At 43.8% G+C, this 16,221-nt stretch carries 15 protein-coding genes; 3 read left to right on the top strand and 12 right to left on the bottom strand.

Going from position 1 to position 16,221, the window contains the following annotated elements; genetic code table 11:
* Positions 1 to 6 precede the first annotated feature (6 nt).
* From rpsL to HFELIS_RS01755, 11 genes are all read right to left on the bottom strand, one after another.
* A complete protein-coding gene (gene rpsL, locus HFELIS_RS01705) occupies positions 7 to 399 on the bottom strand; it encodes a 30S ribosomal protein S12 (RefSeq protein ID WP_013468810.1) in 393 nt (130 codons plus the stop codon).
* A 66-nt stretch (positions 400 to 465) separates the two neighbouring features.
* Entirely contained in the window at positions 466 to 1,653 is a 1,188-nt protein-coding gene (locus HFELIS_RS01710; RefSeq protein ID WP_013468811.1) for a sensor histidine kinase, read from the bottom strand.
* Positions 1,644 to 2,306, bottom strand: coding sequence for a copper response regulator transcription factor CrdR (gene crdR, locus HFELIS_RS01715; protein ID WP_013468812.1), 663 nt, complete (start codon positions 2,304 to 2,306; stop codon positions 1,644 to 1,646). The genes HFELIS_RS01710 and crdR overlap by 10 nt, the downstream gene beginning before the upstream one ends.
* Complete coding sequence (locus tag HFELIS_RS08460) at positions 2,303 to 3,010, bottom strand: hypothetical protein (RefSeq protein ID WP_013468813.1); 708 nt, start codon at positions 3,008 to 3,010, stop codon at positions 2,303 to 2,305. The genes crdR and HFELIS_RS08460 overlap by 4 nt, the downstream gene beginning before the upstream one ends.
* On the bottom strand, positions 3,010 to 4,083 hold the full coding sequence (locus HFELIS_RS01725) for an N-acetylmuramoyl-L-alanine amidase family protein (protein ID WP_013468814.1): 1,074 nt from the start codon (positions 4,081 to 4,083) through the stop codon (positions 3,010 to 3,012). The genes HFELIS_RS08460 and HFELIS_RS01725 overlap by 1 nt, the downstream gene beginning before the upstream one ends.
* 4 nt (positions 4,084 to 4,087) lie before the next feature.
* The gene (locus HFELIS_RS01730) at positions 4,088 to 5,179 is read right to left on the bottom strand and encodes a nitronate monooxygenase (RefSeq protein ID WP_013468815.1); all 1,092 of its coding nucleotides are present in this window, start codon (positions 5,177 to 5,179) and stop codon (positions 4,088 to 4,090) included.
* 11 nt (positions 5,180 to 5,190) lie between these two features.
* The gene (tyrS, locus tag HFELIS_RS01735) at positions 5,191 to 6,393 is read right to left on the bottom strand and encodes a tyrosine--tRNA ligase (protein ID WP_013468816.1); all 1,203 of its coding nucleotides are present in this window, start codon (positions 6,391 to 6,393) and stop codon (positions 5,191 to 5,193) included.
* A gap of 9 nt (positions 6,394 to 6,402) precedes the next feature.
* Positions 6,403 to 8,736 (bottom strand): RelA/SpoT family protein, encoded by a 2,334-nt coding sequence (locus tag HFELIS_RS01740; protein ID WP_013468817.1) that lies wholly within the window; start codon positions 8,734 to 8,736, stop codon positions 6,403 to 6,405.
* Entirely contained in the window at positions 8,711 to 8,929 is a 219-nt protein-coding gene (locus HFELIS_RS01745) for a DNA-directed RNA polymerase subunit omega (RefSeq protein WP_013468818.1), read from the bottom strand. Before HFELIS_RS01745 ends, HFELIS_RS01740 begins: the two co-directional genes overlap by 26 nt.
* Before the next feature lie 25 nt (positions 8,930 to 8,954).
* On the bottom strand, positions 8,955 to 9,677 hold the full coding sequence (gene pyrH / locus HFELIS_RS01750; RefSeq protein WP_013468819.1) for a UMP kinase: 723 nt from the start codon (positions 9,675 to 9,677) through the stop codon (positions 8,955 to 8,957).
* A gap of 45 nt (positions 9,678 to 9,722) precedes the next feature.
* Positions 9,723 to 11,021: an adenosylmethionine--8-amino-7-oxononanoate transaminase gene (locus tag HFELIS_RS01755; protein ID WP_013468820.1), complete on the bottom strand. Its 1,299-nt coding sequence runs from the start codon at positions 11,019 to 11,021 to the stop codon at positions 9,723 to 9,725.
* A gap of 99 nt (positions 11,022 to 11,120) precedes the next feature.
* Here HFELIS_RS01755 and HFELIS_RS01760 point away from each other — a divergent pair, with 99 nt between their 5' ends.
* The 3 genes from HFELIS_RS01760 to ftsZ are packed head-to-tail and all read left to right on the top strand — an operon-like array spanning position 11,121 to position 15,117.
* Positions 11,121 to 12,581, top strand: a complete 1,461-nt coding sequence (locus HFELIS_RS01760) for a peptidylprolyl isomerase (protein ID WP_041302710.1) — start codon at positions 11,121 to 11,123, stop codon at positions 12,579 to 12,581.
* Between the two features lie 3 nt (positions 12,582 to 12,584).
* A complete protein-coding gene (gene ftsA, locus HFELIS_RS01765; protein WP_013468822.1) occupies positions 12,585 to 13,967 on the top strand; it encodes a cell division protein FtsA in 1,383 nt (460 codons plus the stop codon).
* Positions 13,968 to 13,983: 16 nt separating this feature from the next.
* The gene (ftsZ, locus tag HFELIS_RS01770) at positions 13,984 to 15,117 is read left to right on the top strand and encodes a cell division protein FtsZ (RefSeq protein ID WP_041303067.1); all 1,134 of its coding nucleotides are present in this window, start codon (positions 13,984 to 13,986) and stop codon (positions 15,115 to 15,117) included.
* On the opposite strand, the gene tgt is transcribed toward ftsZ, so the two are convergent.
* Positions 15,114 to 16,217 carry a tRNA guanosine(34) transglycosylase Tgt gene (gene tgt / locus HFELIS_RS01775; protein WP_013468824.1) on the bottom strand — a complete coding sequence of 368 codons (1,104 nt, stop codon included), beginning with the start codon at positions 16,215 to 16,217 and terminating at the stop codon, positions 15,114 to 15,116. The two genes, ftsZ and tgt, sit on opposite strands and share 4 nt — an antisense overlap.
* Between the last annotated feature and the right edge of the window lie 4 nt (positions 16,218 to 16,221).

A 16,221-nucleotide genomic window follows, 5' to 3' on the forward strand; every position in this document is an offset into this window, starting at 1 on the left:
TTCCCTTTACTTTTTCTTCTCAGCCCCAGCTTTGGCCTTTTTAGCTCCGTACTTACTACGAGAAACAGAGCGCTTATTCACTCCAGCGGTATCCAATGCGCCACGCACGATATGGTATTTCACCCCGGGTAAGTCTTTAACCCTACCTCCACGCACAAGCACGATCGAGTGTTCTTGTAAGTTATGCCCCTCTCCGGGGATGTAGCTAATGACCTCAAATTTGCTGGTGAGACGCACTTTAGCAACTTTTCTAAGGGCTGAGTTAGGTTTTTTGGGAGTGGTGGTGTAAACTCTCGTGCAAACTCCTCTTCTTTGGGGGCACTCTACCAAAGCTGGAGACTTGGTTTTCTTGAGAATTTTCTTCCTTTCTTTTCTAATCAACTGGTTGATAGTGGGCACACATATCCTTTTGCTAAATTTCTTTCCAAAACTGCGATTTTAGCCTAAAAAATCTTTATTTTAGCTTCACGCATGCAAAGATGCGCTAAAATTGATCTTAAAAACATTGCATTTTTCCCGTGTGCTAATCTCCAACTCTAAACCATAGCGCGTGCAGATGTTTTTGACCAAGTCCAAACCAATGCCATAGCCTTTTTGTGTCCGTGTGCCGCGCACATAGCGCGCGCTTAGATGGGTAACAAGTGCTGGATTTAATAGGGGTCCAGTATTACTCACACTGAGCGCACCATCTAAATTGACACGCACACAGCCCTTAGGAGGCGTGTATTTGATAGCATTCATCAAGAGATTGCTGACTAGCGTGATCATATCCTCTTCTAAAGCCTTAAATATAGTAGGTTGTAGATGTTGTATCAATTGAATCTGATAGAAATCGGCCATATCGCAAAAAGCACTCACTTGTTGCGCAACGAGATTTTGCAGATCTAACAAGCCGGGTTGCTCGTGGCGCAGATCCTGCATGAAAAGATAAGATAACTGGTTGTGTAAATAAAAAATCCGCCTTGCACTCACTAAGATTCCTAGAGCCTTAGAGTTATGGCGCGCCAATTCCTTAGCGCTCATCAATAAGGTGGCTATGGGGGTGTTGAGTTCGTGAGCTATATCTTTGCTGAAAGAATCGAGTCGTTTCACTTCATCGCTAATAGGCTTTAAAAAAAGCTTGGTTAAACAATAGGCCATCAGTCCCACGCAAATAAAAACCCCTAATAATACCAATAGGATACAACGATACAGAGGCACAAAAAGATTTGCAGGCTTTGGTTGTTGTAAAATAATAGTCGCTACGCCCAAATGCCCAAATGCCTTATTGTCTACAAGGTAAAAATCGCCATCTTTTTGCAAAAACAAGGGCAAATTCTTGGGATTTCCAAAGAAAACAAAGCTTGTCCCCCCTAACAAATTGTGCCGGTAAAGAATTTTATTTTGCGCGTCCAAGAGCACGAAAGCTAGATTGCTGTATTTGCGCGCAAGGCGTTTAAAAGGGTTGGGGGTAGATTCCATGTGATCTAAAACGATGTCTTGAGCCAAATGATTAGCTTGTAATTGCATTTGTATTTGGATGTTATTGAGTAGCGCGTTTTTTTCATGGACAAAAAAGAGAAGCGCAATAATCGCCATAAGCGCAAAGGACGAACCTAAATAGAGGGCTAGGAAACGCCTTAAGGATTGTTTTTCATAAGTGCCTAGACGCATGGGTTTTTAAAACAATACCCCAAACCCTTGACATTTTGAATAATGTCTTTGCCAAGAAGTTTGCGCAGGTTCTTAATATAGGTGCGCAAAGTGGAATCATCCACTCCGCTTTCATAACTCCATACATTAGCGATGATCTGATCGCTAGATAAAATAGTGTTTTGATGGCGTAAAAAGAACTCCAAAAGTTGTTTTTCCTTAGAGGTCAAAAAAAAGTTCTGTCCCCGTACATTAAGTGTGCCACCCTCATAAAAGCAATCTGGTCCAATATGAACCTTCTGAGTAATCAACAGCCGTTCAATCCTGATTTGCAACTCCTCTAAATCAAAGGGCTTTTTGAGATAGTCGCTTGCTCCCAAATCAAAAGCTTTTTTTAAAGAAGTCATATCGCTCAACACGCTAATAAAAATAGTGGGGGTGGTAATATGCAACTGGCGAAGCGTTTGAAGGGTTTCAAAACTATCTGTGCCCGACACCTGCACATCTAAGAGAAGCAGATCAAAAGATTCACAAGAAAGAATACTGAGGGCTTGAGCACTCTCATAAGCCCCCTGCACCTCAAAACCTACCCGTGTTAAAAAATCGGCGATCACGGCATGCAAAGGCACATCGTCCTCTAGTAAGAATAAACGCCCCTTATGCACTTTTTTCAAGAACGCAAACTCTCATGCATCCACTCCCCCACCCAAGAGAGCATCCCTAGCCAAAGAAAAAACACTCTTGTATTTTCCTGCATTTCCAGAACTTTGGGGCACAAAAGACAAACCACCAACCCCGCACAAAGCACTAACAAATTTGCATATTCATAGACCCCCAAATATTCTTTATGTCTTGCAACTAAACTGACCAGTCCCCCTAAAATAACAATAAACAAGGAGAAATCAAAGAGTGTTGAAAATTGCCAATGCAGCAGAGTGCTTTGCAAGCCACAAGCATAAACCCATAAAATACAAGTGCTAATGGAGGGAGCAAAAGTGAGAAAACTTGGGATTTTTTTATACCCCGTATGCAAACCCACTAAGGAGACTAAGGGAAAAAGATAAAAAACCTTAGGAGGGAGAGAAGGAGAGAAAAAAAGACAATAAGTGCAAAACACACTCACACTAAGTGCGCCTATTTTAGGGAGTAAAGCATGGTGGCGGGTTGCGCGTAAAAAATAGAAAAGAGAACCCAACAGCCCACAAAGATAAATGAAATGCAACCAAGAGGGGTAAAATTGCGTGTTAAGAATTTTAGAGAGTTGAGAAAAATTATGACTAAAACTAGAGAAAAGAAGGGCTAAAGAATTGCACACAACCAACACAAAAAAGATAGAAGCAACAAAAACTTTATAAGGAGTGGCTTTTTTGGAATGCATTAAAAATTCTTACTTACAAAACTATCAACACCATTGGCAATTCCCTTAGCCAAACCTTGTTGGTAGCGCTTGTTTTGGATTCGTCTGGCTTCAAAAGGGTTGGAATTATAGCCAATCTCAATGAGCACAGAGGGCATGAGCGCGCCAGCTAACACCCAAAAAGGCCCCTCTCTAACCCCCCCATCGACCACATGTCTATAAGTGTGGCGTAATTGGCTTAAAATCCCAAATTGGATATCTATAGCCAACTTATTAGAAGCGATGAGCCTTTGAGAATTAAGCGAATTTAAAAAAGAGAGTTTAGAAAAATAATCCATGACCTTAACATCATCTTGGTTTTCCTGTTCGGCTACTTTACGCGCACGCTCACTTCTAGCAGTGGAGAGAAAATAAGTTTCTACCCCTTGGGGGGTGGTGGGAGAATGGTGCGGGATGGAATTAGCATGGATGGAAATAAAAAGGTCGGCACTCTTATTATTAGCAAAATCTGTGCGATCCTTGAGACTAATATAAGTGTCATTATTGCGGGTCATAAAAACAATGTAGCCTCTCTTTAGGAGCTCCTGTTTTAAGAATTTGGCAACAGCCAACACGATCCACTTTTCGCAAACCCCATTGATTCCACGCGCCCCGCAATCATGCCCCCCATGCCCAGCATCTACAACTACCTTAAAATGCTTGGACGAACTCACCTGTTGAGGAGGTGCAGGAGGAGGGGATGCAGGCGGTGTTGCTTGGTGCGTGGTGATGATGATATAGAGGTGGTTATCAGCGCGCCTAAGTTGATAACTGCCCTCTGGATAAAGCAAAAGCACCTTAGTGTTCCCTACTTTTCCCTGAGTCACGCTCACAGAAGTTTGATTATCAAAGTTGTAGTGTTTTGTGGGGAATTTAAAATGCGCCTTAATATCTAGGACACTCTCAAATTTTCCTAAATGAGTCTGTTTGATATATTGTTTGCTAAGTTTGTGATCAAAGCTAATACGCACACTGCTAGTGCCAAAGGGCACAACCTGCGTGATGCTTAAGGCATGGGCATAAATCCCAATGATCAAACAAAGAATCAGGCGCACCCATTCAGCCCCTGATGAGTTCTTGCACCAATTCGTGCACGCTCAAAATGCGTTCAACTCTATACCCATTGGCTCCAGTGAAATAAAGCCCCTCTTCTCTATTGCCCTGATAGCTACGCCCTAGTCCATCCGCGATGCAGTAACCCACTTTCTTGGCTTCCTCTCCACGATGACAAGGCGCGACACAATTGCTCACACAGGCGATCTTAGGAGCGTTGCCCTCTTTAATGCGCTGCAACACGCCAATATTGATCGCGCGCGCAGGATAACCTACTGGGGATTTGATGAGCAAAATGTCTTCTTTTTTTAAAGAGGGTAAAATTTCAGCGTAAACCTTAGCATCGCATTCTTTAGTGCCTAAAAAGCGCGTAGCCATCTGCACCCCGCTAGCCCCTAAAGAGAGCATTGTATCGATGTCTTTGCGATCCCAAATACCCCCGGCTGCGATGATGGGAATGTTCCCCCATTCTTTGGAGGCTTCCACAATGCCCGGGACCAAATTTTCTAATTGAAACTCTTCTTTAAAACAATCTTCGTATTTAAAGCCCTGATGCCCACCGCTCAAAGGACCTTCCACAATCACGGCATCCGGAACGCGTTTATAACGCGCGCTCCAGCGTTTGCAAATGATGTGTAGGGCTTTGATCGAGGAGATGATGGGCACAAGCGCGACATTGGGGAAGTCTTTAGTAAACTCAGGCATATTGGTAGGCAAGCCTGCTCCGGTGATGATCACATTGGCCCCAGCCTCGCAGGCATCGCGCACCACACGCCCGTATTCGTTGATAGCATGCAAAATATTTGCCCCCAAAGGGTTTGACCCACAAATCTTGCGCGCATTTTTAAAAATCTCTTGGAGGGCCTGCTTGGAATAAAAATTCAGCGCTTCAAAGGGCTTTTTAGCGACCATTTTTTCTACAAAACGCATATTTTTATAATAACCCGTGCCCACTGCTGAGATCACGCCTAAAATACCTTCTTTGGCGGCACTGCCGGCCAATTCGTCCCAACTAATGCCTACTCCCATACCTCCTTGAAAAATGGGGTATTTGAGGATGTGTTTGCCAATTTTAAGGGGTTTGAGTGTGGAAACCATGCGCTATCCTTTTAGTGGATATGAACCAAGGCAAATTTTCTTTTTCCCACTTGTACAATATAAGACCCTTTGCTAAATTGATATTGATCGTCTTTCATCACTTCGTGATTGAGGCGCACCCCGCCCCCTAGAATATCCCTGCGCGCCTGTGAGCTGGAGGGGCAGAGTTGGCATTCTTTAAGAACACTAGCAATCCACGCCCCATTTTCAAAATGCCATTCAGGCATTTGACTTGGGGTTTGCTTGTGCCTAAAGACCTTGTCAAATTCGGCTTTTGCGCTTTGAGCTTGCTCTTCAGAGTGCCAACGCGCAGTGATTTCTAGGGCTAGCTCTTCTTTCACGGCTTTAGGGTGCGCTCTGTGTGCGCGCACCGCTTCTTGCAAATTGGCGATTTGATCGGAAGTTTTGGCACTCAAAAGCTCGTAATAACGCCACATCAAATCATCGCTAATGCTCAAAAGTTTGGCATACATGCTCGCTGGTTCTTCTGTGATACCAATGTAATTCCCTAAACTTTTACTCATCTTATGCACGCCATCTAAGCCTTCTAAAAGAGGCATGGTAAGCACGCTCTGTTCTTTGTCAAGCCCATAGGCGCGTTGCAAGAAACGCCCTACCATCAAATTAAATTTTTGATCATTGCCCCCTAATTCTAAATCACATTCCAAAACTACAGAGTCATAACCCTGCAAAAGAGGGTAGAGAAACTCTACAATGCTAATGGGTTGGTGGTTGCGGTAGCGTTTTTCAAAGTCATCGCGCTCAAGCATACGCGCGACAGAAAATTTAGAAGTGAGGGCCAAAATTCCAGAAGTCCCCAAAGGATTAAGCCAAGTGGAGTTAAAACACACTTCTGTAAGTGCGGGGTCTAAAACTCTAAACACTTGTTTGGCGTAAGTTTTAGCGTTCTCTTGCACAGCCTCTTCACTCAAAGGTTTTCTAGTTTCGCTCTTACCACTAGGATCGCCAATGCGCGCGGTAAAGTCCCCAATGAGAAACTTCACAAACCCACCATGTTTTTGCAAAGTGGCTAGTTTTTCTAGGAGCACAGCATGTCCTAAATGCAGGTCGGGAGCGGTGGGATCAAAACCAGCCTTAACAATGAAGCGTTGCCCTGTCTGATAAAAGTGCGCCACACGGCTTTGCAGGGCTTCAAAACCGATACATTCCCCCATTCCTTTACTAATAGCGCTCATCGCTTGCTCTACTTGCATGCTTGTCCTTTAGGATTGATAGGCATCTTTGAGACTAGAAAAACTGACAAGTTTTTCTTTAAATACTTGGGTGAGCAACTCCTTGAGCGCACTAGCATCGCGGGCATTGCATTCCACAATGATTTCACAATGTGAGGAAAAGTCATCTCCATAACCGGAATAATTTACACCTACCACACTGCAATGATTTTTGTGTAACACCTCTAAAATGCGCAAGAGTGCGCCATGTTTGTCTCCCAAGTAGAACAGACACTTATAAATTTCTTTGCGTCTCTTGCTCCACCTAATAGAAACCATGGGCAAACCTAGATCGATTTCTATCCCTGCTTCTTTGCAAAGTTTAGTGTGCACGACAATTTTTTGATCCCTGTAATTTGGCAAAATAGCTACAATTTCATCTCCATATTTAGGGCGACAACAATCATTGAACAAAACTTGCTTGATTTGCAAATAAGGATTAGTGTGGATGATAAAATTATCTAAATAGGATTTGCTCAATCCAATCTGAGAATCTGAGAGATTAATAATTTTGGTTGTGAGGCGAAATTGCATCAGATTTTTCATCAAAAAACCAAATTCTCGATAAGCGGGCTTCTTTTTTAAAGGTCTGGGCATCTCTTTGACCTTTTCACGGATTTCTTCGATGAGTTTTTTAAGATTTTCTAAGCTTTTGCTCGCCTCACTCAAAGAGATTCCTACTCCCCATTGCGCAAGTTTTTGATCAAAAAGAGCATGGTCCTTAGGGGCGATCTCTTGAGCAAAAATCGGGGCTTCAAAGAAGCAAGTCAAGATGTTAATCATACTCTTAGCATCAATCTCTTTGAGCTGATTTTTGCGTTGGAGTTTAAGATGATTTTTAGCGCGCGAGGTTTTGAGCTGGTCTAACCAAGCATAACGCAATGTGGGTTGTTCACCCTTAATAATCTTGACCACATCCCCGCTTTTGAGCTCTTGGTTGAGTTGCGCTTTTTGGTTATTGATCAAAGCTTCGTGAGCCTTATCACCCAATTCGCTATGAATCATGTAGGCAAAATCTAGGGCAATGGCACCAGCTGGGAGTGTATAAATATCCCCTTCGGGGGAAAAGATGGTGATGTCCTCTCGATAGAGATCGTTTTTCACAAGATCGTAAAACTCTTTGGGATTGGACCTAGAATCATGGCCTTGATATTTAAAATTGTGCAACCACTTGAGTCCATCAGACTCCATGCCTCCGGCTTTGTATTTCCAATGCGCCGAATTGCCATATTCAGCAGCCTCATGCATCTCAAAGGTGCGCACTTGGACTTCATAGATAGAAGAGCGATCAAAAATAGTGGTGTGGATAGTCTTGTATCCATTTTCCTTTGGCAGGGCGATATAGTCCTTAAAACGCGAGATGATCGGTTTAAAATGCCAATGCACAATGCCTAAAATGCGGTAGCAATCTAGCGGATTTTGCACCAAAACCCGCACAGCCATCAAATCTAAAATCTCATCCATGCTCACCGCGCCCTTGCGTTGCATTTTAAGATAAATAGAATAAGGGCGTTTGATGCGTGTAGAGAGCTTAAATTTTCCTCCAGAAAAGCCATTTTCAATGAAAAGTTTTTCAAGTTTGCCGGCAAAACGATTCAGCTTAAGAGTAAGAGCCTGACGGCTTTTGTCCAAATAAGCTTGAATCTTTTGATACTCTTGAGGGTAAATGTAATAAAAGCTTTTATCCTCAAGTTCGTTCTTGATAGAGGCCATTCCTAGACGACTGGCAATGGGAGCATATACCGCTAGAGTTTCTTTAGAAATACGGATTTGCTTCTCTCTAGGGAGAGCATCTAGGGTTAGAATATTGTGCAAGCGATCGCTAATTTTAACAATCAAGGCGCGGGGGTCTTCGATTGCGCCTACTAGAATTTTACGGAAAGTCAGCGCGGAAGCAAGTAGGCGCGTATCTTGGACATCGCCGGGAAGTTCTTCTTTGCGGATTTCAGTAATTTTGGTGAGCGCATCTACCAAATTGGCCACATCTGTGCCAAATTCCTCGCGGACATAGTCTATACTGCATTCTGTATCTTCCACCACATCGTGCAAGAGGGCAGAACAAATCATGGCCTCATCTCCCTCGCAAAAACCCACAATCGCAGCCACACAAATAGGGTGCGTGATGTAAGGACCTCCACCCTTGCGCGTTTGTCCTTGATGAAAATGATGGGCTACATCTAGGGCTTGGGTAATTTTGGGCGTGAGGGTAGCGACATTTTCTAGGACTCGCGTAGCTTCTTGCGGACTACAAACCTCCCTAATTGCATTTAAGATTTCAAGCAAATCCCCATAGCCACGCTTAGTATCTTGTCTCAATGCATTCAAGATTAATTTTTCCTTCAGCGATCTCTAAGAGCGCGATGTCAGTAGGTTTATACTCTTTCAAGTTAATCTTTGGCAAAAGGGGCTTAGCACCTGCGCCAAGTTGCTTAACCCGTGTAAAAATTAAATTAGAAAGCACATAGCGATCATTATCCACTCTAGCTAACGCCCTAGCGACAATTTCTTCTGTTCTCAATTGCATCCTTTTTAAGTTTAATCCTCTATTTTACCACAGAAAAGACACCTTGATTATGCTTGACCACTTGCAAAAGATTGTCTTTTTTAAACATATTGCACACCACAATAGGGAGCTTATTATCTTTGGCTAGAGAAATGGCAGTGTCATCCATCACTTCAATATTTCCAATGAGGGCATCATTATAGCTTATCGTGTCGATTTTTTGCGCATCTTCAAATTTATTGGGGTCTTTGTCGTAAATTCCATCCACCTTAGTCGCTTTGACAATCACATCAGCTCCAATTTCAATCGCCCGCAAAGTAGCGGCCGTGTCGGTGGTGAAAAAGGGATTGCCCGTGCCCGCTCCAAAGATCACGATACGCCCCTTTTCTAAGTGGCGGATCGCCTTTCTATAAATATAAGTTTCACAAATCTCTTTGACCTCAATCGCGCTCTGCACGCGCACATCTAGCCCTAAATGCTCCAAAGCTTCTTGCATCGCTACGGCGTTGATCACCGTGGCTAACATGCCCATGTAATCTCCGCTCGTGCGCCGAATGATCCCCCCCTTGGCCGCACTCACACCCCTAATAATATTTCCCCCTCCAATCACAATCCCTACTTCAATGCCATTGGCAACCAAAGTCTTAATTTCTTTGGCAATGTAACTTAAAATTTGAATATCAATCCCAAAATGACTCTCTCCTGCTAAGGCCTCACCAGAAAATTTGACCAACACACGCTTATTTTTAGATTCTTTTTGCATACTCTCCCTTCACAATCAAGGGCTGTAATTCTATAGTAGAAAGACTTAAGTTTGTGTCAATTCTAAGACAACTTCTTTGAGCATGCGCGCGCTGTGGGTTATTTGTTCGCTTGTGATGATATAGCCGGGCATAAAATAGATGGTGTTATTCAGAGGTCTTAAAAGCAAGCCCTTTTGTAATGCCTTTTCAAAGACTGCCAAGCTGACACGCTTTGCGCCCACATAGCCCTCTAACTCAAAAGCAAAGATCATCCCTCTGGAGCGCAAATTGGCCACACATGCCAAATCCCCCAAATTGTCCTGCAAAGCTTGAGAAATTTTTGAGCTAAGAGTGTGGTTGCGCTCAATGGTGTTTTCTTGTTCAAAGAGATCTAGAGTGGCGTTAGCACAAGCGCACGCTAAAGCGTTGCCTGTGTAACTATGGGAATGCAGAAAGTTTTTATTTTGATTGTAGGGAGCGTAGAATTGATCGTAAATGGCGTTATTTGTGAGCACTACAGCTAGGGGTAAATATCCCCCACTAATCCCCTTAGAGAGACAGAGAAAATCGCCCTTAATAGCGCATTGTTCAAAGGCAAACATGCTCCCAGTGCGCCCAAACCCGACTGCAATTTCATCTAGGATAATGTGAATCTTATGTTCTTGGCATAAATACACGGCTTGCTTTACAAACTCAGGACTATAAAAATGCATCCCTCCGGCACATTGGATCAAAGGTTCTAAAACAAAGGCACTGATCTTTGGGGCATGCTGTTTTAAGATTGTCTTTAGTTTAGCGATGGCGTTTGGGATGTCGCTATTGTCTTTGGGGACGGGCGTATGCAGGTGTTCTACAAAGAGGGCCTTATAAGTTTCCTTATACAAACCCAAATCACTAATAGAGAGCGCGCCCAATGTTTCTCCATGGTAGGCATTTGTTAGGGAAAGAATTTTTGGCCTGTGTTGCCCTTGTAAAAGATGGGCGTGGTAGCTCATCTTCAAGGCAACTTCAATGCATGAAGAACCATTATCGGCATAAAAACATTTATCAAATCCGCTCAAAGCGCAGAGTCTCTGAGAGAGACGCACGATTTGAGGATGGGTGCAGCCTGCCAACAACACATGTTCAAGGGTATCGATTTGAGTTTTGAGTTGTCGGTTAATGTAGGGGTGATTGTGTCCAAAGAGATTCACCCACCAACTGCTAATGCCATCAAGGTAAGCGTGGCCTTCAAAGTCATAGAGATAAAGTCCATTAGCGCGCGCAATGGGAAGCAAGGGCAGTTCTTGATAATCATGCATTTGGCTGCAAGGATGCCAAATATACTCCAAACTACGCGCATGCCAAGTTGTGTTGTTTTGCATAAAAACTCCCTATATCGTCATTTCTTAAAGCAAATTTTAGTCAGCTTTGATTAAAATGCGGATTTAATTTTATATCAGCTTTAAAAATGTGGGGCTTTCGTGATTGCTTGGATGCAAAAGCATAAAAAATACCTCGTTGTAACCATTTGGATCAGCACTATTGCCTTTATTGCAGCAGGGATGATCGGTTGGGGGCAGTATAGTTTCTCCATGGCATCTGGAAGTGTGGCTAAAGTGGGTAGAGTCTTGATCACCAGCGAAGAATTGGAGATGGAGCGCAAAAGGCTTGTGGATGCTTATAGCCAGTCCATCCCTAATTTTAAAGATTTAGACGAGAAGCAAATTGCGGCTATGGGGCTTGAAAAGACCGCGTTACGCATGCTCATTAATCAGGCCTATCTTAAAAATTTAGCCTTAGATTTAGGGCTTGGCGTGAGCGATGCTGAAATCGCTACTGAGATACAAAAAAGCGCGCTCTTTCAAAAAGACGGCCATTTTGATGTGGATCTTTATAAAAAAGTGCTTCAAGATAACCACTACCGCCCCGCTCTCTTTGAAGAAAATGTCAAGAACGCCTTGATTTTACAAAAGGTTTCAGGACTTTTCCCTAGCGCAACCACCCCCCTAGAAAAAGAGGCGTTCACATACCCGCTTAAAATTCAAGATCGTATCAGTATTAAGATTTTAGAAGCTAGCCATGCCCCTATCCAGCTAGAAGAGAGCGCATTAAAAGCCTATTATGATCAGCATAAAAATACTTACAAAAAGCCCACGCGCTACACTTTGCAAACTCTATGGATCAAACCTAAAACAGCGACCCTAGACCAAAGTATTTTGCGCAAATATTACCAAGATCGTAAAAGCAACTATACAGATGCTCAAGGCAAATTGGAAACCTTTGAAAAGGCCAAAGATCGAGTCATTCATGACTACAACCAAGCGCAAGCTAAAGAGAACGCCTTAAAGCAGTATTTGGCTCTTAAAAGGGGCAATCTCAACCCCAAAAAAGAGAGTTTTACAGATTTGCCCTATGGGACTGATATTGACACTAAAATTATTGCCATGCAGCCGGGCGAAGTGCTTAAACCTTTAGAGTATAAAGAGGGTTATTTGGTGGTCAAACTTGTAGAAAAATCCAGCGGACTTCTTAAAAGCTTCCAAGAAGCCAAGAGTGAGATTATGGCAACTCTGCAAGCAGAAGCTCAACAGAAATGGCTCAAACAAGAAGCCCAAAAACAGGTTAAAAATTTTCAAGGTAACGATATTGGTGTTTTATCTCCAGAGTTTTATGGGACTATTCAAGGGCTGGATGTAAAAGATTCGCGATCTTTAGTGGATCATATTTTTAAACATCCAAGTAAAGAAGGCTTTGTAGTTTTCAAAGATAAGGCGGTTCTTTATAAAGTTTCTCAACAAGATTTTCAACACAAGCTAGGAAATGAGTCCTATCTAACAGAGATGGCGACCAATCTCAAGGCGCAAGACTTCGATCGCGTGCTTGTGGCCATGCTCAAAAACAAGTATCCCATCACTATCTATGTGAAGAGCTTGCAGGAGTAGCTTGTGAATCCGATCATACTTGGCGTAGATATTGGATCTAGCAAGATTTGCGCCATTATTGCCGAGCTCAAAGAGGGGGTGCCCCAAATCATCGGAGCGAGTACGCAAAAATCTGAGGGAGTGCGCAAGGGGAGCGTGAGCAATATCTCTCAAGCGGGCGAAATCGTCAAAAAAGCCATTGAGGATGCCAAGCGCATGGCAGGACTCGACTTCGTGGAGAAGGCAATCGTTTCTATTTCAGGAGCTTATACCCAAAGCGTAAATAGTTCTGGGATCATCAATGTGCCCAATAATGAAATCACACTTAAAGAAATCAACCGCGGGTTAGACACCGCCTTGCACAATGCCTCAATTCCGGCCGGGCACGAGGTGATTCATATTTTGCCTTATCAGTTCAAATTAGACAATCAGGACAATATTGAAGATCCGATGGGGATGAGTGGTTCGCGCTTAGAAGTGTTCACCCACATTGTAACCGTCCAACATAGCAGTTTAGAAAATCTGCGCCGGGTGATCCAAATTGCCGGAGTCAAGATCGAAAACATCGTTTTGAGTGCTTATGCAGCCTCAATCGCAGTCTTAAGCGAAGATGAGAAAACCTTGGGCGTGGCCTGTATTGACATTGGCGGGAGCACCTGCAATATCATGGTTTATGAGGGCAATTCCATGCGCTTTAATGGCTATGTGCCCGTAGGTTCAGAACACATCAGAGATGATTTAGCTATCGGTTTACACACCCCACTAGGCGCAGCAGAATATGTCAAGCGCGAATATGGGAATTTACTAGCCGAAGAGAGCGATCAAGAGATCGAAGTGCCCGCAGTGGGACTAGAAAATAAGAAAAATCGCTTCCCGCTAAGATTTGTTCATGAGATCATCAATACACGCGTTTTAGAAGTGTTTAATTTGCTCAATAATGCACTAATTAGTAGTAAGCTTAAAGATAGCTTAGGACGGGGTGTGGTGCTCACTGGGGGGATGACTCATATGCAAGGAATCCAAAATGTAGCAGGAGCAATTTTTGGGAATATCCCTGTGCGCATCGCTAAGCCTGTAGAAATTAGCGGGTTATTTGAAGAGCTAAAGGGGCCCACTAGCGCAGTCGCCATTGGTTTGATTCTTTATGGAGCGGGAGGACATACAAACTATGAAAAAGATTCTGAAAAAACGATTCGCTATCGAGAAAGCCACCACAATACGCAACCCACTTTTACTTACACGCCGGAGCGTAACTATATTGAAACAGATTTAACTAATCTCAAACATAGTGAACCCCAAGAAGGCACAAAAGAGAGGAAAAAGGATATAATGTATCCTTATGGCAACACGCCTAAGGAAATGGGTTTTTTTGAGCGGCTAAAAGAGTGGGGATCGAAGTTGTTTTAAAGGATGATGGGTGACAATGGTGAATGAAGCGGGTATAGGTGTAGAAGAAATCTTTGAAACCAATGGGGCAAAGATTACAGTCATTGGTGTAGGGGGAGGGGGGTGCAATACCATCGCTCATCTCATTGCTACAGGCACTTATAAAGACATCACTCTTATTGCGGCCAATACAGATGGGCAAGCGCTTAAATCTTCAAACGCTAAAAATAAAATCCGTTTGGGGGAAAAGGTAACTGGAGGCAGGGGGGCGGGCATGCGCCCTGAAGTGGGCAAACAAGCTGCCCAAGAATGCGTGGAAATTATTAAAGAGATGGTAACTGGAGCAGACATCGTCTTTATTGCTGCGGGGCTTGGCGGAGGCACAGGCACAGGGGCCGCCCCTGTGATCGCCCAAATTGCTAAAGATGCCGGTGCTCTAACCATCTCTGTAGTTACAAAACCTTTTAATTTTGAAGGGCGTAAGCGGGCTAAGATTGCCGAAGCAGGTTTGCAAGAACTCAAGGCTGTGAGCGATTCGATTGTGGTGATCCCCAATGATAAGCTGACAGGCTTTGTCGCCAAAGATGCTGGTCTTAAAGCCAGCTTTATTCATGTTGATAGCGTATTAGCTAAAGCGGTCAATGGGATTTCCGGGATGATCATCAACTACGGGGAGAACGACATCAATGTGGATTTTGCCGACCTTAAAACGGTGATGAATCACCGTGGATTGGCTTTAATGGGCATTGGAGAAGCCACCGGAGTGAATGCCGCCACAGTGGCAGTAGAAAACGCCATCGCTTCGCCCCTCTTTGACAATGTTTCCATCAATGGCGCGATGGGAATGCTTATCAATTTTGAGTGCCATCCGGATTACCCTCTCCTAGAGATCACCGCTGCAGTGAGCATTATAGAATCTATGGCCGATGAGAATGCGGACATCATCTTTGGGACATGCACCTCCACCAACACACCCACCGATCATGTGAGGGTTACCATCGTAGCAACTGGTTTTGAAAAACCCGCCACTCCTAAAGAAGAAATCAAATCTGAGCCCTCTTTTAGTTTGTCTAAGAGCGCGATAGAAGATATCAAATTAGCCGGCAATGGAGAAACCTATCAAGGTATCGATTTAGATAAGCCCGCCTTTTTGCGCCACCAAAAAGACTAGCCCAATCTCTCTAACATGCAAGTTTTATAACTTGCATAGTGCCCTTGTAAAATCGCCTCTCTAGCCCCGCGCACCAATTCTAAGTAAAAATGCAGATTGTGCAGACTGGCTAGGCGAAAATAACTTAATTCTCTTGCTTTAAATAAATGGTGCAAATACGCCTTAGAATAATGTGTGCAAGTATGGCAGGCGCACGCAGAATCTAGGGGCATGTCGCTGTCTTTGTGGTGGGTGTTTTTAATACTAATTTTGCCCTGCATGGTGAACAGCGTGCCATTTCTAGCGTTGCGCGTGGGCATCACACAATCAAACATGTCCACCCCTAAATCAATAGCTTCTAATAAATCTTGAGGTGTGCCCACGCCCATTAAATAGCGGGGCTTGTGCGCGGGCAAAAGGGGGGTAGTGTGGACAATGGTCTCATACATCTCTTGCGCACTCTCGCCCACTGCCAGCCCGCCGATAGCAAAGCCATCAAAATCTAGCGCGCTTAAATCCAGCGCGCTTTGGGTGCGTAGCTCTAAATTAACCCCCCCTTGCACAATAGCAAAGATATGGTTGTTAGGGCGGGCATAGCGCATGTGATGTTCTAAGCTTTTTTGCGCCCAAGCGGTGGTTTTTTGCACCGCCTTTAAGAGACGATCATAGGAAGCGGGCAAGCCTACTAAATCATCTAATACCATGCAAATGTCGCTATTAAGAGCATATTGAATGTCTAGCACCTTAGCAGGAGTGAAAAAGTGGCTGCTTCCATCAATATGAGATTTAAAAACAATTCCCTCCTCATGTTCTTTTGTATTAGATCGCAAAGAGAAGGCTTGAAAACCCCCACTATCGGTTAAAAAATTCCCCTTAAAACCGCTAAAGCCGTGCAAACCACCCAACTTAGCGATGCGCTCAGGGGTGGGGCGCAAATAGAGGTGGTAGGTATTGCCTAGAATAATGGGAGCGTGCAGGGCTTGCAGGTCTTGTGCGTCCAAACTTTTAACACTTGCTTGTGTGCCCACAGGCATAAAAATGGGGGTTTGCACACATCCATGCGCGAGATTAAGGCTTAGTGCGCGCGCGTGTCCCTCCTGAGCGTCCAATTTTACATCCATCAAT

Source organism: Helicobacter felis ATCC 49179, from assembly GCF_000200595.1.
GTDB classification, from domain to species: domain Bacteria; phylum Campylobacterota; class Campylobacteria; order Campylobacterales; family Helicobacteraceae; genus Helicobacter; species Helicobacter felis.